The sequence below is a fragment of the Massilia sp. P1_C10 genome (assembly GCF_056406475.1).
On record NZ_JBFUAC010000008.1, the window covers coordinates 186,661 to 213,139 of the forward strand.

The following is a 26,479-nucleotide window of genomic DNA, read 5'->3' on the forward strand; positions in this document are numbered from 1 at the left end:
CGGTTCAGCGGGTCGGCGCGGTATCGACGACGATTTTCGGCGTCAGGAACACCAGCAGCTCGGTCTTGGTCGACTCGCGCCCGGTGGTCTTGAACAGGTAGCCAACGACCGGCAGGTCGCCCAGCAGCGGGACCTTGCTTTCGTTGTTGCGGTCGGCTTGCTGGTAGATCCCGCCCAGCACCACGGTGCCGCCGTTTTCGACCCGCACCTTGGTCTTGACGTGCTGGTTGTTGATGGCGAAACCGGCCGGCGTGACGTCGCCCTTGGAGTCCTTGTTCACTTCCACTTCCAGCACGACGTTGCCGTCCGGGGTGATCTGCGGCGTCACTTCGAGGCGCAGGTTGGCCTTCTTGAAGCTGATCGAGGTGGCGCCGCTGCTGGTGGCGACCTGGTACGGCAGCTCGATGCCCTGCTCGATGACGGCGGTCATCTTGTCTTCGGTCAGCACGCGCGGGTTCGACAGGATCTTGCCCTTGCCGTCCGCTTCGAGCGCCGACAGCTCCAGGTTCAGGAAGCGGTTGGCCGCGGCCGAGAACAGCGAGAACGCCACCGTGGCCGGCGGCACCGAGCCGATCGCCGCGGCCGGCAGGTTGAGGAATTGCGAGTTGGCGAACGAATCGCCGGCGCCCACCTGCCCGGTGGTCTGGCCGGCGCCATTCAGGTTGCCGCCGATGGCGACCCGGTTATTGCCGTTGACCTGGTAGCCGGAATCGCCGCCGCGCTGGGTGCGCAGGTCGTTGAAGCCCAGTTTCGAGCCCAGCGTGCGGCTGAAGCTGTCGTTCGCTTCGACCAGGCGCGCTTCGATCAGCACCTGCTTCGAAGCGACGTCGGTCTTCAGGATCAGCTTGCGGATGTCGTCGAGCTTGGAGGCGATGTCGGTGATGAACAGTTGGTTGGTGCGGGCGTCGATGATGGCGCTGCCGCGCTTGGACAGCACGCGGTTGGCGCCGCCGTCCAGGCCGATCACGGTGCGGAACGCCTCGGCCTTCTGGTAATTGAGCTGGAACACTTCCGAGCGCAGCGGCTCGAGCTCGGCGATCTGGGCGCGCTGCTCGAGTTCGAGCTTTTCCTTGGTCAGCAGTTCTTCCTTCGGCGCGATCCACAGCACGCTGCCGTTCTTGCGCATGTCGAGGCCCTTGGCCTGCAGCACCACGTCGAGCGCCTGGTCCCACGGCACTTCGCGCAGGCGCAGCGTCAGGTTGCCGGTCACCGAATCGCTGGTGATGATGTTCAGGCCGGAGATGTCGGCGATCGCCTGCAGCGCGGCGCGCACTTCGACGTTCTGGAAGTTGAACGACAGCTTCTCGCCGCGGTAGCCCTGGGAGCCCTGGGTCAGGCGGTTCGGGTCTTCCTTGATCGGCTTGACGTCGATCACCAGCTGGGTGTCGCTCTGGTAGACGGTCTGCTCCCACAGGCCCTTCGCTTCGATCTTCATGCGCACGTTGTCGCCCTGCGGCACGGTGGTGATCTGCGACACCGGGGTGCCGAAGTCGGTCACGTCGAGACGGCGGCGCAGGCTTGGCGGCAGGCCGGTGTTCATGAAATCGACCAGCACGCTGTTGCCGACCTGGCGCACGTCGACCGCGACCTGGCTGTTCGGCAGGTCGACGACGATGCGGCCTTCGCCGTTCGAGCCGCGCTTGAAGTCGAGGTCGCGCAAGGTCTGGCGCGCGGCCGGGCGCGCCTGGCTGGCGGCCGGCAGGCCGGCACTGTTGACGGCCTGGGCCACACCGCCGGAGCCTTCGACGGTGACGATCACGGATTTGCCGTCGATCGCGGTGGCGTAATTGAGCGCGCGCTTGAGGTTGAGCACCAGGCGGGTGCGCTCGCCGGCCTGCACCACGTTGACCGCGCGCACGTCGCCCAGGTTGATGTCCTGGGCGCTCTTGCCGGTGGCGTTCGAGGTGGCGCCGAAGTCGAGCGCGATGCGCGCCGGATTGGTGATCGAAAAGCCGATCGGCAGCTTGGCGGGCGCGTTGCGCATGGCGATGTTGACCACCACGTTCGAGCCCTGCTGGTTGGCAGTGATCGATTCGATCGCGTTATCCTGCGCCCATGCCGTGGCGGCCGACAAGGCCAGGACCAGCAGTGCGCCCGCGCGCGCCAGCGAACCCGTGAGGGATGCGGCGCCGTTCATTTTGAATGCGATCATTTCCTGCTCTCCTTACTTTCCTGCAATTCCAGCTTCGACAGGCGCTCGACCCACTCGCCGGCGGCGTCCTGAACCACTTCCTTGATTTGCACCACGTTCTCGCTGACCCCGGTGACCAGCCCGTAATTCTGGCCGATGCGCTGGCCCGACTTGACCTGGTACACCGCTTTGTCGACCTGCAGCAGCGCATAGTTCACGCCGCCTTTCTGCATCACGCCGACCATGGTGAAGGCGTCCAGCGGATAGTTCTCCAGCAGTTCCTTGCGCCGGTTCATGTCCGGCTTGTACTTGCCGCTGTCGCCCTTTTCGGCCGCGCGCGCCAGTTCGGCCAGCAGCTTGTTGGGGCTGAACGGGTCGACCTGCTCGCGCGCCGTGTAGGCGAACGGAATAAACGTTTTCGGCTCGGCGATCGGCACCACGCTGACCTTGGTGTCCTTCTTGACCTGCGCCATCCAGTCCCGCACTTCGCGGACGTCGCTGGCGCCGCAGCCGGCCAGCGATGCCGCCAGCGCTATCGCAGCTATGCGCTTGATCGTCATTTCGGTGCCCCCTGCTGCTGTTTCTTGGCCGCGGCGCGCGCCTTGCGCTGCGCGCTCGCTTCCTCGGGATCGAGGTAGCGGAAGGTCTTGGCGACGGCGTCGAGCATCAGCACGCCGTCCTTGCCCGCGGTCAGGGTCATGTTGTTGAGCGTGACGATGCGCGGCAGGTTCGCCATGTCGGCGGCGAACGCGCCGATGTCGTGGTAGCTGCCGGATACCTTGATGTCGATCGGCTGCTCGGCGTAGTAATCGCGCACCACCACCGGGCCCGGACGGAACAGGTCGAACTGCAGGCCGCGGCCGAGGCCGGCCTGGTTGATGTCCGACAGCAGCGCCGCCATCTCGGCCTTGTTCGGCAGTTGCTTCTGCAGGCGGTCGACGTACTGGTCGACCTGCAGCTTCTGCGCCTGCAGGGCGTCGAGGTTGATCGCCTGCGCCATCTTCAGCTTGTATTCGTCGCGCAGCTTCACTTCGGTCTGGGCCAGCGTGTCTTCTTCCTCGAACTGGCCGCTCCAGTAGCCGAAGTAGCCGAGCGCGACGACGGCGGCCATCACGCCGGCGGCGCACAGCACGCGCGGCGCCAGCGGCCACATGCCGGGATGGCGTCCGGCCAGGCCCTGGAACTGGCCCGACAGCGATGCGCCGATGTCTTTGAAGTTAATATCCATAAGGTCCGTTCCGCGCTACTTGATGGTGGGGCCGGCCGGCGCGGGCGCCGGCACGACGGCGCCTGGCGGCAAGCCGGCAGCGGCGGCGGCCTTGGCGGCATCCTGGTCGCGCGGGCGCTTGATCGCCACCGCGAGCGTGAACTCGACCACCTTCTTGCCGGCCTTGCTCTGCGCCAGGGTCGAGGCCTTCACCTCGGTCAGCTCGGGACGCTCCAGCCACGGCGAGGCGCCGGTCAGGTTGCGCAGCAGTTCGGCGACACGTTCCTGCGACTGCGCGTAGCCGGACATCACCACGCGCTGGCCTTCCTGGCGGAAGGTTTTCAGGTACACGCCGGTCGGGGTCTGCCTGACCAGCTCGTCGAGCAGGTAGACCGGCTGGTTGCGGTCGCCCTGCAGGTCTTCGACCGCCTGCTGGCGCGCTTTCAGCGCTTCGATTTCCTGTTTCAGGGTGGCGATCGCGGCGATCTTCTTGTCCAGTTCGGCGTTCGACTGGGTCAGCACCAGGTTGCGCTCGTTCTGGATCGAGATGCGGCTGGCGTTGTAGCCGCCGACCACCAGCACCACGGCCACGCCGAGGATGCCGCCCAATGCCATCAGCGCCATGAAGGCGGTCTTCTTGAGCTTGCGTTTCGCTTCCCGGTGCGGGAGCAGGTTAATCCTGATCATCAGCCAAATCTCCTGAGGGCGAGGCCGCAGGCGACCAGGTAAGCCGGCGCTTCGGTGCGCAGTTGCGACTCGCGCACGTCGGCGCCGAGCTGCATGCCCTTGAACGGCGACACCACCGCGCTCGAGATCTTGGTGCGGCTGGCGACGATGTCGAGCAGGCCGGGGATCATTGCGCAGCCGCCGGCCAGGTACAGCTGGTCGACGCGGGTGTACGGGGTCGAGGTGTAGAAAAACTGGATCGCGCGCGTAACTTCGAGCGCGGCGTTTTCGAGGAAGGGGCCGAGCAGTTCGGCCTGGTAGCCTTCGGGCAGGTCGCCGGTTTTCTTCTTGGCGTCGGCTTCCTCGAACGACAGGCCGTAGGCGCGCACGATGTCCTGGGTCAGCTGGTTGCCGCCGAACGGCTGCTCGCGTTCGTAGATGGTGTCGCCGTTCACCATCACCGAAATGTGGGTGACGCCTGCGCCGATCTGGAACAGCGCGACGATCTGCTCGGCGGCGCCGGGCAGGACCTCGGTGACGCGCTCCAGCGCGGCGCGCGCGGCGTACGATTCGATGTCCATCACCACCGCGGTCAGGCCGGCCGCTTCGGCGATCGCCACGCGGTCCTCGACCTTCTCCTTGCGCGCCGCGGCCAGCATCACGTCGATGTCGTCGGGCGAGTTGGCGGCCATGCCGAGCACGTCGAAGTCGAGGCTGACCTCGTCGAGCGCGAACGGGATGTACTGGGACGCTTCGGATTCGACCTGCACTTCGAGCTGGTCTTCGGACAGGCCGGCGGGCAGGATGATTTTCTTGGTGATCACGGAAGCAGGCGGCATGCCGAGCGCGACCAGCTTGACCCGGGTGCCGCTCTTTTTCCAGACGCGGCGCACCGCTTCGGTGACTTGCTCCATGTTTTCGATATTGCCGTCAACCACGGCGCCGCGCGGCAGCGGCTCGGCCGCGTAGCGTTCGAGGCGCAGCGCGCCTTTGCCGGCGTCGGCCAGCTCGACCAGGCGCACGCCCGACGTGCTGATGTCCAGTCCCACCAACGGGGGACTGGCTTGTCCGAACAAGGAACTCAGATTGACCATGACGCGCGTGCTCCTCACCTGCCCACTGCAACCGCTGCAAAAGTTTCCTTGCAGAACGAATAATGAAACCGCCCGAAAACGGTAATGTGTTTATAAAACCGCCACTTAGGTCGTGCAACATGAGGCAGTACATTAAATCGTAGCAACAGAGCGACAGCGGTGTAAAGGTATTTCTGCACTGGAACATTCCGGGTACGGGCGGATAAACGACACTCTATGAACCGGGCGACATCATAGTTGTCGGCCGGTTCACAAGCATCTTGAGTGAAGGGGTCCGGATGGCGCGGCGCGTGCATAATGCGCGTACCTTATAATGAGCCGCATCAATATTAGAGAGAATCGACCCGCATGAGTGCTTCGAAATCCGACGGCAAGATCCCAGCCCCGGGCCGCAAGGGCCCGATGACGCCGCGCCGCATCGCCTTCATCGTGCTGGGCATCCTGACCGGCTCGGCGCTGGCGGCGGTGCTGGTGGTGGTATTCGCGCTGGCCATGGCCTACCCCAACCTGCCGGCGCTCGACACCCTGACCGACTACCGGCCGAAGATGCCGCTGCGGGTGTTTTCCGCCGACGGCGTCTTGATCGGCGAATTCGGCGAGGAGCGCCGCACGCTGACCCGCTTCAAGGACATCCCGGACGTGATGAAGAAGGCCGTTCTCGCGATCGAGGACGACCGCTTCTACCAGCACGGCGGGGTCGACTACACCGGCATCCTGCGCGCGGCCGTGCACAACGCCACCGGCGGCGCGCGCCAGGGCGCCTCCACCATCACCCAGCAGGTGGCGCGCAACTTCTTCCTGTCGTCCGAGCAGACCCTGAAGCGCAAGGCCTATGAAGTGCTGCTGGCCTGGAAGATCGAACAGAACCTGACCAAGGACCAGATCCTCGAGGTCTACATGAACCAGATCTACCTGGGCCAGCGCGCGTTCGGCTTCTCGTCGGCGGCCCAGATCTACTTCGGCAAGAGCCTGAAGGACATCAGCGTGGCCGAGGCGGCGATGCTGGCCGGCCTGCCGAAGGCGCCGTCGGCTTACAACCCGGTGGTCAACCCGAAGCGCGCGCGCACGCGCCAGCAGTACATCCTGTTCCGCATGCACCAGCTGGGCTATATCACCGACGCCCAGTTCGAAGCGGCCAAGGTGGAGCCGCTGAAGATCAAGACCGACAGCGCCGAATTCGGCGTGCACGCCGAGTACGTGGCCGAGATGGCGCGCCAGCTGGTGTACGAGCAGTTCAAGGAAGAGACCTACACGCGCGGGCTGAACGTGTTTACCACCGTGACCAAGGCCGACCAGGATGCGGCCTACCTGGCGCTGCGCCGCGGCGTGCTCGAATACGAGCGGCGCCACCCGTACCGCGGGCCGGAAGCCTACATCGACATCCCGGCCTCCAAGGAAGAGGCGGACGAGGCGATCGAGACCGAGCTGGCCGAGCATCCCGACAGCGACGACATCGTCGCCGCGATGGTGCTGGCGGCCAGCCCGGCCGGCATCACCGCGGTCACCGCGTCCGGCGAAGAGATCAAGATCAGCGGCCCGGGCCTGGCGTTCGGGCGCGACTGGCTGGCCGAGAAGGCGGCGCCCAACCGGCGCATCAAGCGCGGCGCGGTGATCCGCGTGACCAAGGAAGGCGGCCCGGCCTGGAGCATCATCCAGATGCCGGAAGTCGAATCGGCGTTCGTCGCGGCCGACACCACCGACGGCGCGATCCGCGCGCTGGTCGGCGGCTTCGACTACAACCGCAACAAGTTCAACCACGTGACGCAGGCGTGGCGCCAGCCGGGTTCGTCGTTCAAGCCGTTCATCTATTCGGCCTCGCTCGAGCGCGGGCTGTCGCCGGCCACCGTGATCAACGACGCGCCGATCAGTTTTGATGCCGGCCAGACCGGCGGCCAGGCGTGGGAGCCGAAGAACTACGACGGCAAGTACGACGGCCCGATGACGATGCGCAAAGGCCTGACCAAGTCGAAGAACATGGTCTCGATCCGCATCCTGCATAAGATCGGCGCCAAGTACGGCCAGGAATACACCACCCGCTTCGGCTTCGATCCGGACAAGAACCCGCCTTACCTGACGCTCGCGCTGGGCGCCGGCGCCACCACGCCGCTGCAGATGGCGGGCGCCTACTCGGTGTTCGCCAACGGCGGCTACCGCGTCAGCCCGTACCTGATCTCGAAAGTCACCGACGCCGACGGCAAGGTGCTGTCGCAGGCCATTCCCGACAAGGCCGGCGTCGACGCCAACCGCGTCATCGACGAGCGCAACGCCTACCTGGTCGACAGCATGCTCAAGGACGTCGTCAAGTACGGCACCGCGACCAAGGCGCTGGTGCTGAAACGCCCCGACATCTCGGGCAAGACCGGCACCACCAACGACTCGATCGACGCCTGGTTCGCCGGGTATGCATCGAACCTGGTGGGCATCGCGTGGATCGGCTACGACCAGCCCAAGAACCTGGGCAACAAGGAAACCGGCGGCGGCCTGGCGCTGCCGATCTGGATCGGCTACATGCAGAAGGCGCTGAAGAACGCGCCGGTCGTGGAGCGCGTGGTGCCGTCAGGACTGGTGCAGGCCAGCGACGGCGAGTACTACTACGCCGAGAATCCGCCGGGGACCGGAGTGCAGAGCCTGGACGTCGGCACGCGCGGCACGCCGGCAGAAGAAAAGACCAAGGACGCCGTCAAGAACGAGCTGTTCTAGGTAAAGATGGGGGTGATGCTGCGGCCTGCCCCCATTTTTCTTAGTGCAGCGCCGCGTCGACCTGTTCCCGCGCCAGCCGCGCCGACCGCATCGCCTGCACCTCGGACGGCAACCCCGCCAGCAGCGCATGTGCCTCTTTCAGGTTCGCGGCCCCACTCGCCGGCGTGATCTGCGCAGCCACGCTGAGCGCGCGGGCCAATTCAATGCGCAGGATCTGATCATCGCTCCCCGCCTTCAATTGGCCGCGCTGGATGGCGATCGCCTTCTCGATCTGGACACGCGCTTCCTGCGATTTCCCAACTTTCATCAGTGAGTAAGCGTATTCGACCCTGGCTAGCTCATCCGCCGGCTCAAGCGGTCCACTGATGTCTTCTTCGCCGACAAGCTCGAACACCCTTCGACTTGTGGCCTCCGCCTTCCCGAACTCGCCGCTCGCGTTGGCCATTTCGGCTCGCAGCGACAGCGCGCTCGCCAATAGGTGACGGCTGCCCCTGATTTCTTCCGGCGCCTCCTTCTGCTTAATGGATTTCTCAAGGAAGGTATCTGCACCCCCGATCAGATTGCTCGCTGCATCCGGCGTAGCCCGGCGATCCCCCGCGACCAAGAGTGCGTGCAAACTGCGATAAGTGGTAAACAATCCATACCACGCTGAACCATTGGCGCCGTTTTCCTTGATCTTGGCGTATCGGCGGACCCGCTCGCTCGCCCGCTCCAAATCGTCTTGCCTGCCTGATTGTGCCGACATGTTCATATCGTTAGCGGCAAAATGAAGCAGATTTCCGACTTGATAAGTTGACGGCGCACGGACCTCATATATCTTCCACATTTCGTCGAACCGCGCGCGCGCTTCCAGGACTTTTCCCTGTTGGAACGCCGCCAGTGCGCGATTTGCCACGCTTATCGCAAGAAGATCCTCCGCTTGCGCATTGTCCGGATCCATCTGCAATCGCAATCTTCCCTGCGCGATAATTTGGTCCAGCAGCCTCACCGCGCGCCCTGGCTGACGGCGATGCATTTCAGCCATCGCCTGCTCGAAATGCACTAAATCGATCACCTTCTCCGCAGGAAAATGATTCGGTGCTTGTTTCAGGACTGCCTCGGCCTGCAAAATCGCCTCGGCTCCAATTTTTCCAGCCTCGTCAAAGCGCTTACCTCGCGCGAGCAGTTCGTGCAGCCAGCCGCCGGCCGTCGCCCGGTCTGCAGCTGCGCGGACATCCGTGAGTCCATCGATCGCGCCAATCGCAGCATGCAGTTCGGATTCGGCCACTGCCTGCTGACCACCGCGCAAATGCATGTAGCCTGAACGCGTGAGCACTTCCGCATACTCGCGGCGAACCTGCGCGGGCGCACCGGAGCGGCTGAAAAATGGTTTGATCACCGCGCGCGCCTGGTCGATGAGCGACCTGGCGCTCTCCCTCTCGCCATTCGAGAAAGCCATATTGGCGCGCTCGCGCAGGGCATTCGAGTACGCCAACGCAGTGATTTCCGATCCTGGATCGACGCGAGCCAACCGTTGAAAGCCGGCGAGCGCGCGATCGGCGAGGGCGCGCGCCTCGGCGCCGTTGCCCAGCGACAGCCGCACAGACGCGAGCCGCATGCCTGCGCGCGCCTGGTTAAGCGTCGTGTCCGTACCGCGCATGTCTGCGTCCAGGTGTTCGTAATATGCAACGCTGCGGCGAGCCAGCTCTCCCATCAGGTCAAGCCGGCCGATCGGCTGCAAAGTCTCGTAGAAATCGTCGAGCAGGTAGCCGACCAGGTTCTCCGCGCCCGCACGGGAACGATCGGCGGCGATCCGGAGTTTCTCCGCCTGGCGCATGTTGACGTAGCCGAAGACCGTGCTGCCCACCGCGCACACCGACAGCACCACACATATCCCCGCGACTTTACGGGCCCTTGCCAGCGCACGCCGGCTTTCCTGCTCCCGGGTCTGCTGCAGCGTCAGAGCTCGTTCTGCCTCGGCCAGCTGTTCGCGCTCCAGGCGCCCTTCGCGGCTGTCCTTGACGACTCCGCACAGCACGTCGTGAGTCAGTTCGACGCGGCGCACATCGAGCCGCTCTTCGATGCGCAGCAGGCGCCGGTCCACCAGCGCGGCCAGCGCGCCGCCAGATGCGCCGGCGGCCGCCAGTGCGCGCCTGAGCCGTTCCTCCGCCACGTTTTCGCGGTAGCCGGAATCGGTCAGCAGGGTGTCCTCGATCACTGCGCGCACCGCCTCCGGCTGGTCGGCCAGCGCGCGTTCGTAGAAGTCGGTCAGGATGCTGGCGTGCGAGCCGGCCAGCAGGTCGATGGTGATGGCGTTGCGGCCCGCGGCAATGCGCTTGTCATTGAGCTCGCGGCAGATCAGGCTAAGCAGCGATGGCTCGACCTGCGCGTTGGCCAGCTCCGCCCCGCCGGCGACGAAGCGCACGATCGCCTCCGCCACTTCGCCCGTGACCAGCGAGCCGCCAGGTCCTGTCACCGCGGCCAGCGCCTGCGAGCCGGTCATCGGCGCCAGCCTCTGGCGGTTCTGGGTGATGCTCGGCATGCTGCCCTTGACGCCTTCCAGGTGCGCCAGGTAGTCCTCGCGCAGCGTGATCAACACGCGATAGTCGCTGCGCGAGAAATCGAATAGCGCCGCGGTGTCGTCATCCTCGTCCATGCGTTGCTCGAGTTCCGGCGATGGGCGGTTCTCGACCAGCCCCGCAAGCGTGCCGAGGAAATTGGCGGCGCGCTGCCGGCCATCGTCGTCGGCCTGCGCCAAGGTGAATATCTCTTCGAACTGGTCGAAAATCAGCAGCGGCACCAGCGCCGCGCCGTTTGCGTCGCGCAGCACGTTGTCGCGGCGGTGCAGGAACTCCCACAGCGGCTCGTCGTCGGCGCCCGGCTTGCTCCATTGACCCGCCGCCGCGGTTTCCTTCAACATGGCCTGCTTGATCTGCAGCGCCGGAGCCGGCGCGTCGGCGCTGTAATCGATGCGCACGTACACCGGACAGAATCCCTGCTGGCGCAGGCGCGGGGCCAGGCCGGCGCGCAGGATCGAGGTCTTGCCCAGTCCCGACTGCCCGAACAGCACGGTCAACAGCTTGCGCTGGACCCGGCGCGCCAGCTCGGCCACTTCTTCCTCGCGGCCGTAGAAAAAGCCCTGGGTCGCTTCGCTGAACGACGCCAGGCCGAGCCAGGGATGGCGGGCGTCGACCAGTTCTTCGCTCACCGACGCAGTGCTGTCGTAGTCGTTCATTGGTTGCCTTTCGCCTGGAACGCTTCGCGCAAACGCTGGCCGAAGTCGTCGGTGACCGCGCCGTCCGGCAGATGCGTGAAGTGCAGGCTGCGGAACCGTTCCGGCACCACCGCGTCGCCGGCAGACGTGTCGTGGATGGTCACCGGCAGGATGAACAGGGCGCCGTCGGCGATGTTGCGGGCGCGGTCGATCGCGTAGCTCCACTCGCGCCGGAAGTAGGCTTCGTGGCGCGCCTGCGTGGTGCGCGAGATCACCGGGATAAAGTAGGAGCAGCGCGCGATGTTGCGCTGGATCTTGCGGTCGTAGTCGTCGCCCGCTTCCAGCCGTTCCATGTCGAACCAAGTAGTGACGCCGATCGCATCGAGTTCGGCTTTCATGCGCTGCACCGCCTCCAGGTCGCCGCGCGCGTAGCTGATGAAGACCGCGTGGTCCGGCATTTCGCGGGACGGCGGCAGGAAGCGCACCGGGGCCGCCGCCAGGCGTGGCCTGAATTTATCGCGGCGCGCCCGCCAGCGTTCGTACAGTTCGTCGACGAACTTCTCGGCGCCCGTGTAGACCCGCGTGCGCACGCTGACCTGCTGCAGAAAACTCATCAAGCGGTCGTCGCTGCCGGAAAAGCTGTCGGCGAGGATTTCGCCGACGTCGCGCGGGTCCGACAGGCGGTGGCGCTTGGCCATGCGCAGGAACATGCGCGCCAGCCAGTTGCTGAAATTACTGCCGATGAACAGCAGGTGGTTGTGTTCGAGTTCGTGGAACAGCCGCTCCGGCACCAGGTGCTCGCTTTGCAGCGCGCAGATGAATTCGAGCGTGTCCTCGTCGGAGATGACGTAAGTCGGCGACGCCGCCACCTTGCCGAACAGGTGGTAGACCACGGGCCGCACCAGCGCCTCGCGCTCGGAGGGCAGGTCGGCGACGCGGTTCGGCGCGTAGGCAATCACGTCGGCCGCCTCGTTCGCTTGCGCGCCGCCGAAGCGTTCGGCGTTGATCGCGTCTTCCAGCAGCTGGTCGAAGGTGGTGGTGACGAACAGGTCGAAATCGGTGATCGCGGCCAGTCGGCGCAGCGCGCGCGGCGGCTCGAACACGGTGTCGCGCAGGATCGCGCGCAGGCGCACGTAGGCTTCCTCGCGCCGGCCGCGCATCGACAGGAACCAGCACACCACGTCATTCAGGTTGTACGGCTGCGGCAGTGCGGAAGTATCGACACTGAGTTTGGCGGCCAGGCGCTCGGCCAGCCAGTCGTACAGCGGGCGCGGTCCCGACTCGGTCTGGACTTCCAGCAGTTCGGGGCCGATGATCGGGATGACCCGCTTGTCTTCAATGTAGGTGAGGAGGTCGTCCCAGGCGTCGTCGTCGAGGGTCGTGAGCGGAAAATGGGCTAGGCTGGACATGGTCACCGTGATCGCAAATCGTCAGACGCAGCCCCCGAGCGCTCGGAAGCCTCTTTAATGCGCCCGATGACGTGCACCAAACGATGCCATCGGAATCACGATGCTAGCATGATGAAATGTTTTCAGGTATCAATTAATTAACAAAATCGCTGGCAAACTTCGGCGGAAATTGGATGAAGCCCCAAACCAGCATGCTCTGCGGGCACCCACTACCAGTGTGACGGCTTCCGAATGGGCTTCTTGCGAGTCGGAATTTGGTCGGACAACTGCGCCTCGCGTAATTGGTCGTCTGTGATATTTGGAATGACCCAATCTGCTTGAGCTAACAGTGAACCACTGGCTCTGCGCGGCGCCGCAGTACCCGGAACTGAAAGCCAAATGGGGATAACCAGTCCTATCGTGATTTCGGGGAAATCTTGGCGAATTGCCTGAAGAGCGGGTTCTGCATCGCTGTCGTTGGACATCAGGATGATCCGGTCGTACAAGCCTTTGCACGCGTCCCGATACATGCGCAGGGCCAAGTTCACGTCCGTCTTTTTTTCCTCAAGCTTCCATACCCTGGAACGAATAGTTCGATCGTAAGCCTGACCGGCTACAAACGTGGGAAGCAAGGCCCCGCTGCGGTCATAGGAGTGCTTGCCATAAATTATTTCGAATCGCTGGGGATGTTTCGATTGCAGCGCGCGATGATAAGCAGATTGCGCGATTACGGAATCTTGGCCATGCGTGGCGAAGTTTGCGAGTGCCGGAGCGGTGAACAAGTGAAGTCGGGCCACCCTTTCATTCTGGTCTCGACGAGCAAGAATCGCGTCGAACAGCGCCACTACATCGAGCCACTTAAAAGACGTGTTGCGAAGCCGGCCATAATAAAGGTTGTAGCCGTCAACATACACGGCGGTCTTCTGAAATGGCGTTGCGCTGAGCGGCAATTTGGTCTTTCAGATGTGAAAAAGCCGCCCAATTGAGCGGCTAATTCTTCCTAAGCAGAAGCCAACCAAATGACAATGCGAGGGATGAGTGGTACCCAAATTATTCAACTTATTGACGCCATTGTCAATGCATTGTCGATTCTTACAACGTCACAGGAACTCCGCCCTGGGCGCTTGCCAGCGCCGACAGTGCCGCAAACAGCTCGGAGCCATCGCGCGTGTTGATCCACTGGCCGTCGACCCGCTTGTAGTGGAAGCCGCCCGACTTGGCCGCCACCCACATTTCCTGCATCGGCGCCTGGCTGTTGATGATGATCTTGGTGCCGTTGTCGATGAATTCGATTTCGAGCACGTTGCCGCTGCGCTTGCACTCGACATCGAGCAGGTCCTCGTCGTTGAGCCGGTCCATCTTCGCTTCGATCTGGTCCAGCGTGGATTGGGCCAGGTCCAAAAATTCTGTTTCGCTCATGCTACACTCCAAGGTCTGCTAATCAATCCGTGATTCTAATCGTGAAGTCCACTCTCGCGCTCGTTATCGGCGCCGCCGCGCTGCTGGCCGGCTGCGGCCAGACCGGCCCGCTGTACATGCCGAAGCCGCCCGCCAGGCCGGCGCCGGCCGCCGCGCCCGTGCAGCCTCCCGCGATTCCGGTTGCCCCCGTCACCATCCCTACTCCAGCCGCCCAACAATAAATATGTCGCAATTTAATTACAAAGACGGCGTCCTGCATGCCGAAAGCACGCCCCTGTCCGACATCGCCGCGCAATTCGGCACGCCGACCTACGTCTATTCCAAAACGGCGCTGGTCGAGAACTTCGACGCCTACGCCAATGCCTGCGCCGGGCGCGACGCGCTGGTGTGCTACGCGATGAAGGCCAACTCGAACCTGGCGATCCTCGACATCCTGGCGCGCCGCGGCGCCGGCTTCGACATCGTCTCGGGCGGCGAGCTGCTGCGCGTGCTGGCCGCCGGCGGCAGCCCGTCCAAGGTGATCTTTTCCGGCGTCGGCAAGACCGTCGACGAAATGCGCCTGGCGCTGTCGCACGACATCCTGTGCTTCAACGTCGAGTCGATCCCGGAACTGCACCGCCTGAACGAAGTGGCCGGCAGCATGGGCAAGACCGCGCGCGTGTCGCTGCGCGTGAACCCGAACGTCGACGCCAAGACCCACCCCTACATCGCCACCGGCCTGAAGGCCAACAAGTTCGGCGTGGCCTTCGTCGATGCGCTCGCAACCTACCGTGCCGCCGCGGCGCTGCCGCACCTGGAAGTGGCCGGCATCGACTGCCACATCGGCTCGCAGCTGCTGGACGACGCGCCGCTGCTCGAAGCGCTCGACAAGCTGATTGAACTGATCGACACCCTCGCGCTCGAGGGCATCGTGCTGCATCACCTCGATATCGGCGGCGGCCTTGGCATCGACTACGGCGAAGCGGGCGAAGCGGCGCCGGTGCCGGTGGGCGACTACCTGGGCCGCCTGTTCAAGCGCATCGACGCCTGGCGCGCCGAGCGTTACGCCGGCCAGCCGATCAAGGTGATTTTCGAGCCGGGCCGCTCGATCGTCGGCAACACCGGCGTGCTGCTGACGACCGTCGAATTCCTCAAGCAGGGCGAAGAGAAGAACTTCTGCGTGGTCGATGCGGCGATGAACGACCTGATGCGCCCTGCCCTGTACCAGGCCTGGATGGGCGTGCAGCCGGTGGTGCATCGCGACGGCTCGGCCAACATGTACGACGTGGTCGGCCCGGTGTGCGAGTCGGGCGACTGGCTGGCGCGCGACCGCATCCTGTCGGCGCAGCCGGGCGACGTGCTGGCGATCATGAGCGCCGGCGCCTATGGCCTGACGATGTCCTCGAACTACAACACGCGCGGCCGCGCCGCCGAGGTGATGGTCGACGGCGGCCAGGCCCACCTGATCCGCCAGCGTGAAAACCCGGCCGACCTGTTCGCGCTCGAATCGCTGATCAAGTAAGCGATCCGCCGCGCCGCGCGTCCGCCTGCACGGGCGCGCGCGGCGCCGGCTTCAGTTTCCAGTACAGCCTCAATCCCAGCAGCACCGCGACGATGGCGCCGAAAATGATCGGCTGCTCGAAGTCGTGCTTGCCCGCCTTCATCCACCAGAAATGCAGGATCCCCAGCGGCGCGATCACGTAGATCAGCCGGTGCAGCCACTGCCAGCGCTTGCCGCCGAGGCGGCGGATCATGCCGTTGGTGCTGGTCACCGCCAACGGAATCAGGAGCACGAAGGCGGTGAAGCCCACCGTAATGAAGGGCCGCTTGAGGACATCCTTCCACATCTCGGCAAAGTCGAAGAAGTGGTCGAACCACAGGAACGTCATGAAGTGCAGGCAGGCGTAGAAGAACGCGAACAGCCCCAGTTCGCGGCGCAGTTTGATCAGCCAGTTCCAGCCGGTGAAGCGGCGCAGCGGCGTCACCGCGAGGGTGATGCACAGGAAGTACAGCACCCAGTCGCCGGTGCCGCGCGTGATGTGCTCGAGCGGCTCGACCAGTTGCTGGGTGACGGTCAGCCAGGCCATCTTCGCCACCGGGATCAGCCCCAGCACGAAGATGACAGCCTTGAGCGCGAACACCTGGCGCGCGGTCGCGGTGAAGGCCATGATCAGAAGTTTTTCTTCAGGTCCATCCCGGTGTACAGCGAGGCGACCTGCGGATAACCGTTGAACATCAGCGTCTTGCGCTTTTTCTGGAAGAAGCCGTCCTCGCCGATGCGGCGCTCGCTGGCCTGCGACCAGCGCGGGTGGTCGACCTCGGGATTGACGTTGGAGTAGAAGCCGTATTCGTTCGGCGCCGACACGTTCCACGCGGTCTTCGGCTGGTCCTTCACGAAGCGGATCTTGACGATGGACTTGGCCGATTTGAAGCCGTACTTCCACGGCACGATCACGCGCACCGGCGCGCCGTTCTGGTTCGGCAGCACCTGGCCATACATGCCGACGGTGAGCAGCGTGAGCGGATGCATCGCCTCGTCCATGCGCAGGCCTTCGACATACGGCCACTCGAGCACGCGGCTGCCCACGCCGGGCATCTGCTTGCGATCGGCCAGCGTGGTGAATTCGACGTACTTTGCGTTCCCGGTCGGCTCGCACTTCTTGATCAATTCGGACAGCGAGTAGCCGACCCAGGGAATCACCATCGACCAGCCTTCGACGCAGCGCAGGCGATACACGCGCTCTTCCAGCGGCGCCAGCTTGGTCAGGCTGTCGATGTCGAGTGTCATCGGCTTCTTCACCTCGCCCTCGATCGACACCGTCCATGGCCGCGTCTTCAGGGTGTGCGCATTGACGGCCGGCTCGGACTTGTCGGTGCCGAATTCGTAGAAGTTGTTGTAGGTCGACGCGTCCTTGAACGGCGTCTGCTTTTCCATGATGGAGTAAGCGGGATTGAGCTTGCCGGCCAGCGCATGCGCCGGCGCCTGGGCGAAGGCTTCGCGGTTCGCCATCTCCCACAGCGAGCTGCCGACGGCGGCGCCGACCGCCATGGTCTTGATGAATTTGCGCCGCTGTTCGTAGACTTCCTGCGGCGTGATTTCGGACGGGAACGGCAGGTCGAGGCCGTTCGGGCTACGTTTGATCAGCATGGCTTTCCTCGGCAATTCGGTGTTGGGATGCAGCTTTGTCGAATGACATCGCGACAACCTTACACCAAATTGTCAATTCTTTGCGTGCGCTGCGCCGCATATGACTCGCCGGTATTTACAGCTTGCCGTAGGAGTGCAGACCCGACAGGAACATGTTTACGCCAAGGAAGGCGAAGGTCGTCACCACCAGGCCGATCAGCGCCCACCAGGCCGCCACGCGCCCGCGCAGGCCGCTCATCAGGCGCATGTGCAGCCACGCTGCGTAATTCAGCCAGACGATCAGCGCCCAGGTTTCCTTCGGGTCCCACGACCAGTAGCCGCCCCACGCTTCGGCCGCCCACAGCGCGCCGAGGATGGTGGCGACCGTGAAGAACGCGAAGCCGACCGAGATCGCCTTGTACATCACGTCGTCCAGCACTTCCAGCGACGGCAGGCGGTCTGCCAGGTAGCCGTGCGACTTGAGCAGGTAGGCGGAACCGACCATCGCCGCCAGCGCGAAGGTGCCGTAGCCGATGAAGTTGGCCGGCACGTGGATTTTCATCCACCAGCTTTGCAGCGCCGGCACCAGCGGCTGGATGTCGGCCGCGTCGCGCGTGACCGTGTACCACAGCAGGAAGCCGACCGCGGCGGTGATGACAAGCATGACGAAAGGACCGAGCTGGCGCGTCGCGTAGCGCTGCTCGTAGTACAGGTAGAACATCGCGGTGATCATCGAGAACAGGATGAACACTTCGTACAGGTTCGACACCGGGATGTGGCCGACATCGGCGCCGATCAGGTAGGACTCATACCAGCGCACCATCATGCCGGTGAAGCCGAGCACCACCGCCGCCCAGCACAGCTTGGAGCCGACCGCGGAGCCGAAGTCCGAGCGTCCGGCCAGGCCGATCCAGTAGAACACGGTCGAGAACACGAACAGCGTGCTCATCCACAAGATCGCCGACTGCGACGACAGCATGTATTTGAGGAAGAATTTTTTGTTCGCCAGGTCGAGGTCGCCGGCGTACAGCGACACGGCCCACAGCGCCAGCAGCGCCACCAGCGGCATCAGCCAGCGCACCGGCTTCCAGTGCCAGCCCAGCGCGGCGAAGGTCGGCGCGGCTAGCAGCAGGATCGCCTTCTCGTAATAATCCATGTAGGCGCCGTAGCGGCTCAGCCCGAACACGGCGCCGCCCAGCAGCATGGCCGCGAACAGCCAGTCGAGCGCTTTCAAACGGCGAAAATAGCCCGGCGCCTGCGAATAAGTGTGTGCTTGCGATAGTTCCATTATGCTCTCCCGATGCCGTGCAGCTTACGCCGATTGCGGCAGCTTGGCTGTCAAGTCGTTGAATTCATGCTCGAAATCGAGCGTCTTGCGTTGCGTGCTCATTGCCATCAGGGCGTGGCTGCCGCCCGGCGCCTCGCGGATCCAGACCCACAGGCGCCGCTCACGGATGTAGAACATCGAGAACACGCCGATCACCAGGAACAGGCAGCCGAGGTAGACCACGCTCTTGCCCGGCGAGCGCGACACCTGCAGCACCGAGGCCTTGATCTCGGTGAAATCGTCCAGCTGCAGCAGCACCGGCGCGCCGTAGAAGAAGCTGTCGGACATCGCCACGGTGGCCATCTGCAGGAAGCGGCCGTGGGTCTCGTCGGCGGCCACCGGCGCCAGGCCGTCACGCTCGCGCGCCGCCTGCCACAGCTCCCACAGCGTGCCGTTGAGCATTTTCATGAACAAGTTTGCGGCATTGCGCTGCTCCGCTTCCGGCACTTTCAGCGCGCCGATGAAGTCGGCCACCGCGGTGAAACCGCCCATCTTGCCGTCGCCGGCGAACACGCCCAGCGTCTTTTCGCTCGACTCGCGCAACTGATCCTGCAAGGCGCGGGCGCTGTCGCTGGCCGCCATCGAGCCCTTGGCGTAGCGGCGCGCCGCTTCGGCGCGCAGGGCCGGATCGGCCAGCGCGGCGCGGAGGCGCATCCATTCGCGCACGCTGTGCTCGTCGTCGGCGGGAATGCGCAGGAAGCTGAACGGCTCGGACGGCGAAATGCGCATGCCGGCCAGGAACATCTGGGCGCCATCGATCGTCACCGGCTGCATGTAGTTCTGGAATTCGCGCGCCTGGCCGGTCTTGTCGCGCAGCTTGTACTGCACGCTCGGGCCGACGTTCTTCAGGTCCTTGTTGTTGGCGTTCTTCGCGGCGGAACCGGAGTGCTTGTCGAGGCTGGCCGAAAACTGCTCGTTCAGGCTTTGGCCCTTGGCGACCGAGCGCGCGTCGTTGCTGCCGGTGTTTTCCACGTTGAACGGGCGGAAACCCGACCACTCGATCGAATACTGGTCGTCGCCGCGCTTGAGGTCGGTGGACGAATTGACTTCGCCGGTCACGTCGAACGGCTTGCTGTCGGCGCCCGTCATCGGGAAGCCGGTCAGCTTGAGCTTGCTGCCGCCATCCTCGAAGCTGGACTGGTACACCGCGACGCCCTTGTAGATCAGCGGTTTGTTGACCTCGATTGTGGCCGGGAAGGTCTTGCCGGTTTCGTGGTCGCGGATCACGACGTCGCTGGCGAACAGCTTGGGCATGCCGGTCGAGTAAAAATCGATCGTGAACTTCTTCAGCATGATGGTGAACGGCAGGTCCTGCACCAGCACGCCGGTCGCCTGCGGAATGATGGCGCTGTCGCTGGCCTGGCCTTCGGGGATCATGGTGTTGCCGCGGAAGGTGGGATTGCCAATGCCGAGCCGGTGCTTGGCGGGAATGTCGGCGATCACGCCGCTGCCGGCGAACGGCGTCTTTCCCATGAACCATTGCTGGAAGCGGATTGGCAGGTCCGAATCGAGCATGCCGCCCAGCAGGATGATGATGATGGCGCTGTGTGCGAAGATGTAGCCGAGCTTGTTGGCCGCGCCTTTTTTCGCCGCCACCAGGGTGCCGGTTTCCTTCTCGACGATTTTGGTGCGGTAGCCGGCGTCCGCCAGGCGCGCCGCGCTCTGCTGCGCCAGCGTCGCATGGGTCAGCGGCCCGGTCCATTCGGACTTGTGGTGGAAGTTGCGCAGCGATTCTTCGCGCACGTTTTCGCGCCAACTGCGCATATCGCGGATCATCTTCGGGCCATTGCGCACGATGCACAGTCCGGTCGAGGCGATCAGGAACGTCAGGATCAGCAGGAACCACCACGCCGAGTAGACGGCATAAAGACCGAGCTTGTTGAAGATTTCGAACCAGAAGGGACCGAACTGGTTGACGTAGTTCGGCATCGGCTCGTTCTGCTTCATCACCGTGCCGATCATCGCGGCGATGGCGATGATGGTCAGCAGGCTGATGGCGAAGCGCATCGACGACACCAGCTCGACGGCGTCGGCGAGACCGCGGCGCCTGGTTTTCAGTTCAATTCCGGTGGTGCTCATGCTTCGACAATTCCTGTGCTCTACAACAAAAAGGGCAGCCCGCTCGCGCTGCCGCCCTTTTTGAATGGGGTTAGGTCCGTCGAACCTGACCCCGCTTTTGACGCCGACGCTCGATTACTTCAGGCCTGCGATGTAATCGGCGACCGCCTTCATCTCGTCATCCGACATGCGCTTGGCCAGCGCCGTCATCGGCGCGCTGTTCTTGCGCGCGCCGCTGCGGAACGCGGTCAGCTGGGCGACGGTGTAGTCCTGGTGCTGGCCGGCCAGGCGCGGGTACTGGATCGGCAGGCCGGCGCCGTTGGCGCCATGGCAGCTGGCGCAGGCGGCGACGCCCTTGTCGGCGATGCCGCCGCGATAGATCTTGCGGCCCAGGTCGAGCGTGTCCTTGTTCTTGGCGGCGCCCGGCTTCTGCTTCTGCGCGCCGACATAGGCGGCGACGTCGCGCTTCTCGGCGTCCGTCAGCATCTTGGCGTAGGTGGTCATCACCGGCTGGTTGCGGTCGGCGCCGGTGAAATCGACCAGCTGCTTGTAGACATAGTTTTCGACCTGGCCGGCCAGCTTCGGATTGGCGGCGATGGTGGAATTGCCGGCGGCGCCGTGGCAGGAAACGCAGGCGGGCAGGCTGCGCGCGGCGTCGCCCGTGTCGTACAGCGTGGCGCCCTTGGCGACATCAGCCTTGGCAGGAGCAGGCGCTGCGGCGTGCTCGGCGGCGCCGGCGACACCGGAGACCGCGAACGCGGCGACCAGCAGGGATTTCACAATTGCTGCGGATGCGGACGGAAAAAACACACGATTCATTCAAACACCTTAGACGAGTCAATAATTGGTTTTATTTAGGGACTGCCACATGCAACGTGCTTGCGAACCGAAAGAGCAGGCTTCGCAACAATCGTAACCCCTTATTGTACAATAGCTTTCTAGCGGAAACGCCCCCTTTTGTTGCAATTTTCCAATTCATGTCCAAACTCTGGCAAGCCCGATTCTTTACGACCGTCAACCAACTGCGCGACCTGCCGACCACCACGGCGCCGGAAATCGCCTTTGCGGGTCGTTCGAACGCCGGCAAATCGACCGCCATCAACATCCTGACCAACCAGAAGGGCCTGGCGTTCGCGTCGAAGACCCCTGGCCGGACCCAGCACATCAATTACTTCTCGATCGGCGGCGCCCATGTCGGGCAGCACCGCAAGGATCCGACCCGGGTCGACGAGATCGAGGCGCTGCTGGTCGACCTGCCGGGCTACGGCTACGCGGAAGTGTCCGGCTCGGCCAAGCTGCACTGGCAAAAGCTGCTGGGCGACTATGTGCAGCGCCGCGAGCAACTGGCCGCGCTGGTGCTGATCATGGACTCGCGCCGCCCGTTCACCGAGCTGGACGTGCAGATGCTCGAATGGTTCGCCCCGACCGGCAAGCCGATCCACTGCATCCTGACCAAGGCCGACAAGCTCAACCGCAACGAGTCGACCAACGCGCTGCGCCAGGCGCGCATGATGCTCGACAGCTATGTGGACGAGGACGGCGAAGGCTTCCCGTTCACGGTGCAGCTGTTCTCGGCGCTCAAGCGCATCGGCATCGAGGAGGCCAACGACAAGATCATCGAGCTGCTCGGCCTGACCGACGAAGAGCGCGATCCGAATGCGGTGCTGATCGACCCGGTCGACAGCGATGACTAACTTTTTCTTATGCATGAGATGCCACTGACTCCTTCCGCCTATCCCGCCATTCGCCTGCGCCGCATGCGGCGCGATCCGTTCTCGCGCGCCCTGATGCGCGAGAACACGATCACCGCGTCCGACCTGATCTACCCAGTGTTCATCCTCGACGGCGAAGGGCAGCGCCAGCAGGTCGCGTCGATGCCGGGCGTCGAGCGCGTGTCGGTCGACTTGCTGATGGAAGTGGCGCAGGAATGCGTGACGCTGGGCATCCCGGTGCTGGCGATCTTCCCGGTGATCGACGCGTCGCTGAAAACCTATGACGGCGTCGAGGCGACCAATCCGGACGGACTGGTGCCGCGCGCGGTCAAGGCGCTGAAAAGCAGGTTCCCGGAGCTGGGCATCCTGACCGACATCGCGCTCGACCCGTACACCACGCACGGCCAGGACGGCCTGCCGGACGACAGCGGCTACATCGTCAACGACAAGACCATCGAGATGCTGATCCGCCAGGCGCTGACCCATGCCGCTGCCGGCGTCGACGTGGTGGCGCCGTCGGACATGATGGACGGGCGCATCGGCGCGATCCGCGCGGCGCTCGAGGAAGCGGGCCACATCCACACGCGCATCATGGCGTATTCGGCCAAGTACGCGTCGGCGTTCTACGGCCCGTTCCGCGACGCGGTGGGGTCAAGCGCCAACCTGGGCAAGGCCGACAAGAACACCTATCAGATGGATCCCGCCAACAGCGACGAAGCGCTGCGCGAAGTCGGGCTGGACCTGGCCGAAGGCGCCGACATGGTGATGGTCAAGCCGGGCATGCCCTACCTCGACGTGGTGCGCCGCGTGAAGGACGAATACCGGGTGCCGACGTTCGCCTACCAGGTCAGCGGCGAGTACGCGATGATCAAGGCGGCCGCGCAGAACGGCTGGCTCGATCACGACAAGGTGATGATGGAATCGATGATGGCGTTCAAGCGCGCCGGCGCCGACGGTGTGCTGACCTACTTCGCGCGCGACATCGCTCGGCTGCTCAAGGCCCGCGCCTGACGGTTGGGGTCAGGTCCGCCGGACCTGACCCCGGGTTTGTCGCAGGCCGTCGATTCGGCGTGCCGCGATTCATGCTGCTGCATCAAATACGGCGTCAGGTCCGCCGGACCTGACCCCTTAATACTTGCGCTTGCCAGGCGTCGGCACATCGACACCGGCCGCCTTCGCCTTCTCGTACCACTGCAGCTGCTCGCCGTAGTCGCGCCCGACATCCCCGCTTCCCTTTCCGTAGATATCGCCCAGCATGCGCGCCGCGCGCCCGTTGCCGGCGCTGTAGGCCTGCTTGTACAGGTCGACCGCCTCGCGCGAACGGCCTTCCTTCTCGGCGCTCTGGGCCTGCGCGAACAATGCATCCGGATCGGACCTGGCCTTCGCTTTCGCGGCTGCCGCAGCAGCCGCCACCCTGGCCTTTTCGTCGTCCTTCGCCTTCTGCTCGGCCAGCTCCTTCGCGTGCTGGGCCGCCGCGTCGTCCCTGGCCTTCTGGTCGGCCAGCTCTTTTGCCTTCGCCTTCGCCGCCAGGTCCTTTTTCGCGGCATCGTCGCGCACCTTCGCCGCCGCGGCTTCCTTCGCCTTGTTCTCCTCGGCCAGCTTCGCGTCTTCGGCCGCCTTGCGCCCTGCCAGCTCCTTCTGCTCCTTCTGTTCCTTGGCCTTGAGGTCGGCCAGCCGCTGCGCCTCGGCGCGCCTGGCCGCCTCTTTTTCGGCGCGCAGGTCCGGCGCCGGCGGTGGCGCCGCGTTGGTGACAGCCGGGGCGGCGGCCGGCGCCGGCTGCGGCGGCGTCACGATCCGCGCCGGACCGCTCGGCACTGATGGCGGCGGCACCGCTGGTTCCACCACGACCGCGCGATCGGGCCGCGACGGCGCGCTCTTCGCCTCCACCGGGGCGTCCTTCTTCGAGGTCAGCATGTACGCGCCGCCGGCCAGCACCAGCACCGCCGCGCCAATCCCGAGGAACAGCGGCGCCCGCCCCGGCGCCGGCGTCATTCCGCGCGCCGCGCCCACCTCCTTGACCTCATGGCCGATCGCCGAACCGATGGCGTGGCGTTCGCGCTCGGCGGCCGCCTCGCTTTCCGTGGTTTGCCTTGCCTGCTCGCGCGCCGCCTGTTCCGCTGCCGCTTTCTGCTTATCGGCGTCGGCTGCCGCTTTGTCCTTGCCTGCCCGGTCGGCCGGGCGGATCAGGCGCGTCGGCTCGTCGTCGCTCGGCGCGGCCTGCGCAATCTGCGCCTCGCGGCGCCGCTGCGCTTCCGCTTCCTTCTCCGCGGCGCGCTTCTCCGCTGCCGCCCACTGCTCATCCTTCAGGCGCTGCGCGTCCGCTTCGCGCTGCTCCTCGGACGCACGCTGCTCCGATGCTGCGCGCAGTTCCGCCGCCTCGCGCTCCTCGACTGCCTGGCGTTCCGCGTCCGCCTGTTTCTTGCGCTTGAGCTGGCGCGCCGCCTCCTCGCTGGCCTCGAGCAGCGCGCGTTCGTTGGCGCACTCGATGCGCTGCGCTTCGGATTCCGGCGGCAGGCCGGCCAGCGCGGCCCCGCCGACCGCGATGCGCGTGGCGTCCTCGTCGACATTCACGCGGGCCGCTTCTTCCGCGCGCGCTTTCTCGCGCGCCGCCGATTCCTGGGCCGCCTTGTCCCGCACCGCCGCTTCCTCGGCAGCCCTGGCGCGAGCCGCCTCCTCTTCGGCCGCCTTCGCCAGCCGCGCCTTTTCTTCAGCGGCCGCGATCCGCTTCGCCTCCGCCTCGGCGGCCAGCGCCCGCGCCTTCTCCTCCTGCGCCGCCTTCGCGCGCGCGGCGGCCTCCTCCGCGACCCTGGCCCGCGCCGCTTCCTCTTCCATGGCCTTCCGACGCGCCGCTTCCGCTTCCTTCGCGGCGCGGACGCGCGCGACTTCTTCCTCGGCCGCCCTGACGCGCGCCGCCTCCTCTTCCGCCGCCTTGACCCGCGCCGCTTCCCGCTGCGCCGCCGCAATGCGTTCCTTCTCGAGCGCCTCCTGCCGCGCCAGTTCCGCCAGCCGCGCCTCTTCCTCGGCCCGCGCGCGCGCCGCGGCCTCTTCGCGCAATCGCTCCTCCTCTTCCTCCTGGAGCCGGCGCGCTTCCTCGGCCTGACGGACCTGTTCCAGCCGCGCTTCCTCGACCCGCTGGCGCGCCAGCTCGCGTTCGCGCTCCGCTTCGGCCAGCCGGCGCTCCTGGTCGGCGCGCAGCTGGCGCACCTTCGCCTCCTGCTCCTCGATCTGGCGCGCCATGCTCGCATCGGTGTCGTCGGCCGGCACGGCGCCGGCCAGCTTCGACATCTTCCTGCGCGCCAGGTCCGAATACGTCCCGGCAGGGAAGCGCTCCAGGAACAGCTGGAATTCCTCGCGATCTCCGCTGTCCTTGATGCTGCGCCAGAACTCCAGCTCGATCTCGTTGCTCTGCTGGTTGAACGCCGGCGCGGCGACGCCGAAGCCGCCGCTGGCGTTGCCGTGCTGCGAGCCGGTTCCGCTGCCCGTCCGCGTGACCTGGGTGGTAACGGGCCGCATGCTCGAATCGTCGCGCGCCGGCCCTGTCGCCGGCTTGCTGACAATACGCGTCGCGTCGGGGTCGAAACTGGCGCCGGCGATCGACGCCTTCAGGTCGGCGATCATCGCCGCGGCCGATGGCGGCCGCTCCTTCGGATCTTTGGCCAGCGCTCGCAGCATCGCGCGCTCCAGCGCGGGCGGCACGCCGGCGCGGTACTGCGACAGCGGCGGCGGCGGCTCGTTGACGATCTTCTGCCAGATCTCCCACTCGCTGCCGCCGCTGAACGGTTTGTGCAGCGTCAGGCACTGGTACAGCACCACGCCGGTGGCGAACAGGTCGGCCGCGGCCTGGGCCGGCAGTCCCTTGATCTGCTCGGGCGACATGTAGCTCGGCGTGCCGACCATGGTGCCGGCGCGGGTGCCATCGTTGCCGGTGCCGTCGGACTGGCGCGCCACGCCGAAGTCGGTCAGCTTTACGCGCCCGCGCACGTCGATCATCACGTTGGCCGGCTTGATGTCGCGGTGATAAATGTACTTCTCGTGCGCGTAATCCAGCGCGTCGAGCAGGTTGCAGACGATGCCCACCGTCTCGTCGATGCCGAACACGTGCTTCGCGTCGAGGTAGGGGGCGACCAGCGCGGCCAGCGCGGCGTCGGAAATCGAGTCGTTGCCGCTGAAGGTGAACCGGGACACCGAGATGGTGGCGCCGTCGCCCGGCGAGGCTGGCGCCGCCGCCGGGCCGGCGCCTTGCACCATGCCGGGCGGCGGCGGCTTCGAGGGCTGCGCAGGCTTGAGGGTCGGGTCCTGCGTTTGGGTGCCGGGCACCTGGTCAGGAACGGCGCTGGAGACCGAGAAAGCCACGCCGCAGCCAGCCACAGTCACCAGGCACCTGGTGATAGTCATCATATTCATCATTACCCATCCCGTATTTTAGTTTTGGCAAACCGGATAAACGCAAATAATTGTTTTTATTAATTTAACGATTA

General features: G+C 65.1%; 20 protein-coding genes. 5 read left to right on the forward strand and 15 right to left on the reverse strand.

Annotation, left to right across the window (positions count from 1 at the left end):
- Positions 1–4: 4 nt before the first annotated feature.
- From AC1D02_RS17785 to AC1D02_RS17805, 5 genes are read right to left on the reverse strand one after another with little or no spacing between them, the layout of a single operon-like run.
- On the reverse strand, positions 5–2,152 hold the full coding sequence (locus AC1D02_RS17785) for a type IV pilus secretin PilQ (RefSeq protein ID WP_477319273.1): 2,148 nt from the start codon (positions 2,150–2,152) through the stop codon (positions 5–7).
- Entirely contained in the window at positions 2,149–2,691 is a 543-nt protein-coding gene (locus tag AC1D02_RS17790) for a pilus assembly protein PilP (RefSeq protein WP_477319275.1), read from the reverse strand. The genes AC1D02_RS17785 and AC1D02_RS17790 overlap by 4 nt, the downstream gene beginning before the upstream one ends.
- A complete protein-coding gene (locus tag AC1D02_RS17795; RefSeq protein WP_477319277.1) occupies positions 2,688–3,359 on the reverse strand; it encodes a type IV pilus inner membrane component PilO in 672 nt (223 codons plus the stop codon). The genes AC1D02_RS17790 and AC1D02_RS17795 overlap by 4 nt, the downstream gene beginning before the upstream one ends.
- Before the next feature lie 15 nt (positions 3,360–3,374).
- A complete protein-coding gene (locus AC1D02_RS17800; RefSeq protein ID WP_477319279.1) occupies positions 3,375–4,025 on the reverse strand; it encodes a PilN domain-containing protein in 651 nt (216 codons plus the stop codon).
- The gene (locus AC1D02_RS17805) at positions 4,025–5,098 is read right to left on the reverse strand and encodes a pilus assembly protein PilM (RefSeq protein WP_477319281.1); all 1,074 of its coding nucleotides are present in this window, start codon (positions 5,096–5,098) and stop codon (positions 4,025–4,027) included. The genes AC1D02_RS17800 and AC1D02_RS17805 overlap by 1 nt, the downstream gene beginning before the upstream one ends.
- A 402-nt stretch (positions 5,099–5,500) precedes the next feature.
- Here AC1D02_RS17805 and AC1D02_RS17810 point away from each other — a divergent pair, with 402 nt between their 5' ends.
- Positions 5,501–7,798: a penicillin-binding protein 1A gene (locus AC1D02_RS17810; protein WP_477319391.1), complete on the forward strand. Its 2,298-nt coding sequence runs from the start codon at positions 5,501–5,503 to the stop codon at positions 7,796–7,798.
- Positions 7,799–7,838: 40 nt separating this feature from the next.
- On the opposite strand, the gene AC1D02_RS17815 is transcribed toward AC1D02_RS17810, so the two are convergent.
- From AC1D02_RS17815 to cyaY, 4 genes are all read right to left on the reverse strand, one after another.
- Positions 7,839–11,012: an nSTAND1 domain-containing NTPase gene (locus tag AC1D02_RS17815; RefSeq protein ID WP_477319283.1), complete on the reverse strand. Its 3,174-nt coding sequence runs from the start codon at positions 11,010–11,012 to the stop codon at positions 7,839–7,841.
- Positions 11,009–12,400, reverse strand: coding sequence for a toll/interleukin-1 receptor domain-containing protein (locus AC1D02_RS17820; RefSeq protein ID WP_477319285.1), 1,392 nt, complete (start codon positions 12,398–12,400; stop codon positions 11,009–11,011). Before AC1D02_RS17820 ends, AC1D02_RS17815 begins: the two co-directional genes overlap by 4 nt.
- 209 nt (positions 12,401–12,609) lie before the next feature.
- Positions 12,610–13,329: an NYN domain-containing protein gene (locus AC1D02_RS17825; RefSeq protein WP_477319287.1), complete on the reverse strand. Its 720-nt coding sequence runs from the start codon at positions 13,327–13,329 to the stop codon at positions 12,610–12,612.
- A gap of 142 nt (positions 13,330–13,471) precedes the next feature.
- Positions 13,472–13,798, reverse strand: a complete 327-nt coding sequence (gene cyaY / locus AC1D02_RS17830; RefSeq protein WP_477319289.1) for an iron donor protein CyaY — start codon at positions 13,796–13,798, stop codon at positions 13,472–13,474.
- Positions 13,799–13,839: 41 nt separating this feature from the next.
- On the opposite strand from cyaY, the gene lptM reads away from it, so the two are divergent.
- A complete protein-coding gene (gene lptM, locus AC1D02_RS17835) occupies positions 13,840–14,019 on the forward strand; it encodes an LPS translocon maturation chaperone LptM (RefSeq protein ID WP_477319291.1) in 180 nt (59 codons plus the stop codon).
- Between the two features lie 2 nt (positions 14,020–14,021).
- Complete coding sequence (gene lysA, locus AC1D02_RS17840) at positions 14,022–15,299, forward strand: diaminopimelate decarboxylase (RefSeq protein WP_477319293.1); 1,278 nt, start codon at positions 14,022–14,024, stop codon at positions 15,297–15,299.
- On the opposite strand, the gene AC1D02_RS17845 is transcribed toward lysA, so the two are convergent.
- The 5 genes from AC1D02_RS17845 to AC1D02_RS17865 form a co-directional block, all read right to left on the reverse strand.
- On the reverse strand, positions 15,292–15,945 hold the full coding sequence (locus tag AC1D02_RS17845) for a protein-methionine-sulfoxide reductase heme-binding subunit MsrQ (protein WP_477319295.1): 654 nt from the start codon (positions 15,943–15,945) through the stop codon (positions 15,292–15,294). The genes lysA and AC1D02_RS17845 overlap by 8 nt on opposite strands.
- A gap of 2 nt (positions 15,946–15,947) precedes the next feature.
- Complete coding sequence (gene msrP, locus AC1D02_RS17850; RefSeq protein ID WP_477319297.1) at positions 15,948–16,925, reverse strand: protein-methionine-sulfoxide reductase catalytic subunit MsrP; 978 nt, start codon at positions 16,923–16,925, stop codon at positions 15,948–15,950.
- 115 nt (positions 16,926–17,040) lie between these two features.
- Entirely contained in the window at positions 17,041–18,192 is a 1,152-nt protein-coding gene (gene ccsB / locus AC1D02_RS17855; RefSeq protein ID WP_477319299.1) for a c-type cytochrome biogenesis protein CcsB, read from the reverse strand.
- Positions 18,193–18,216: 24 nt separating this feature from the next.
- Positions 18,217–20,310: a cytochrome c biogenesis protein ResB gene (locus tag AC1D02_RS17860; protein ID WP_477319301.1), complete on the reverse strand. Its 2,094-nt coding sequence runs from the start codon at positions 20,308–20,310 to the stop codon at positions 18,217–18,219.
- 114 nt (positions 20,311–20,424) lie between these two features.
- A complete protein-coding gene (locus AC1D02_RS17865; protein WP_477319303.1) occupies positions 20,425–21,108 on the reverse strand; it encodes a c-type cytochrome in 684 nt (227 codons plus the stop codon).
- Positions 21,109–21,266: 158 nt separating this feature from the next.
- On the opposite strand from AC1D02_RS17865, the gene yihA reads away from it, so the two are divergent.
- On the forward strand, positions 21,267–21,983 hold the full coding sequence (yihA, locus tag AC1D02_RS17870) for a ribosome biogenesis GTP-binding protein YihA/YsxC (RefSeq protein ID WP_477319305.1): 717 nt from the start codon (positions 21,267–21,269) through the stop codon (positions 21,981–21,983).
- A gap of 18 nt (positions 21,984–22,001) precedes the next feature.
- The gene (gene hemB / locus AC1D02_RS17875) at positions 22,002–23,012 is read left to right on the forward strand and encodes a porphobilinogen synthase (protein WP_477319307.1); all 1,011 of its coding nucleotides are present in this window, start codon (positions 22,002–22,004) and stop codon (positions 23,010–23,012) included.
- Positions 23,013–23,129: 117 nt separating this feature from the next.
- Here hemB and AC1D02_RS17880 read toward each other — a convergent pair whose 3' ends face one another.
- A complete protein-coding gene (locus tag AC1D02_RS17880) occupies positions 23,130–26,399 on the reverse strand; it encodes a protein kinase domain-containing protein (RefSeq protein WP_477319309.1) in 3,270 nt (1,089 codons plus the stop codon).
- Positions 26,400–26,479 lie beyond the last annotated feature (80 nt).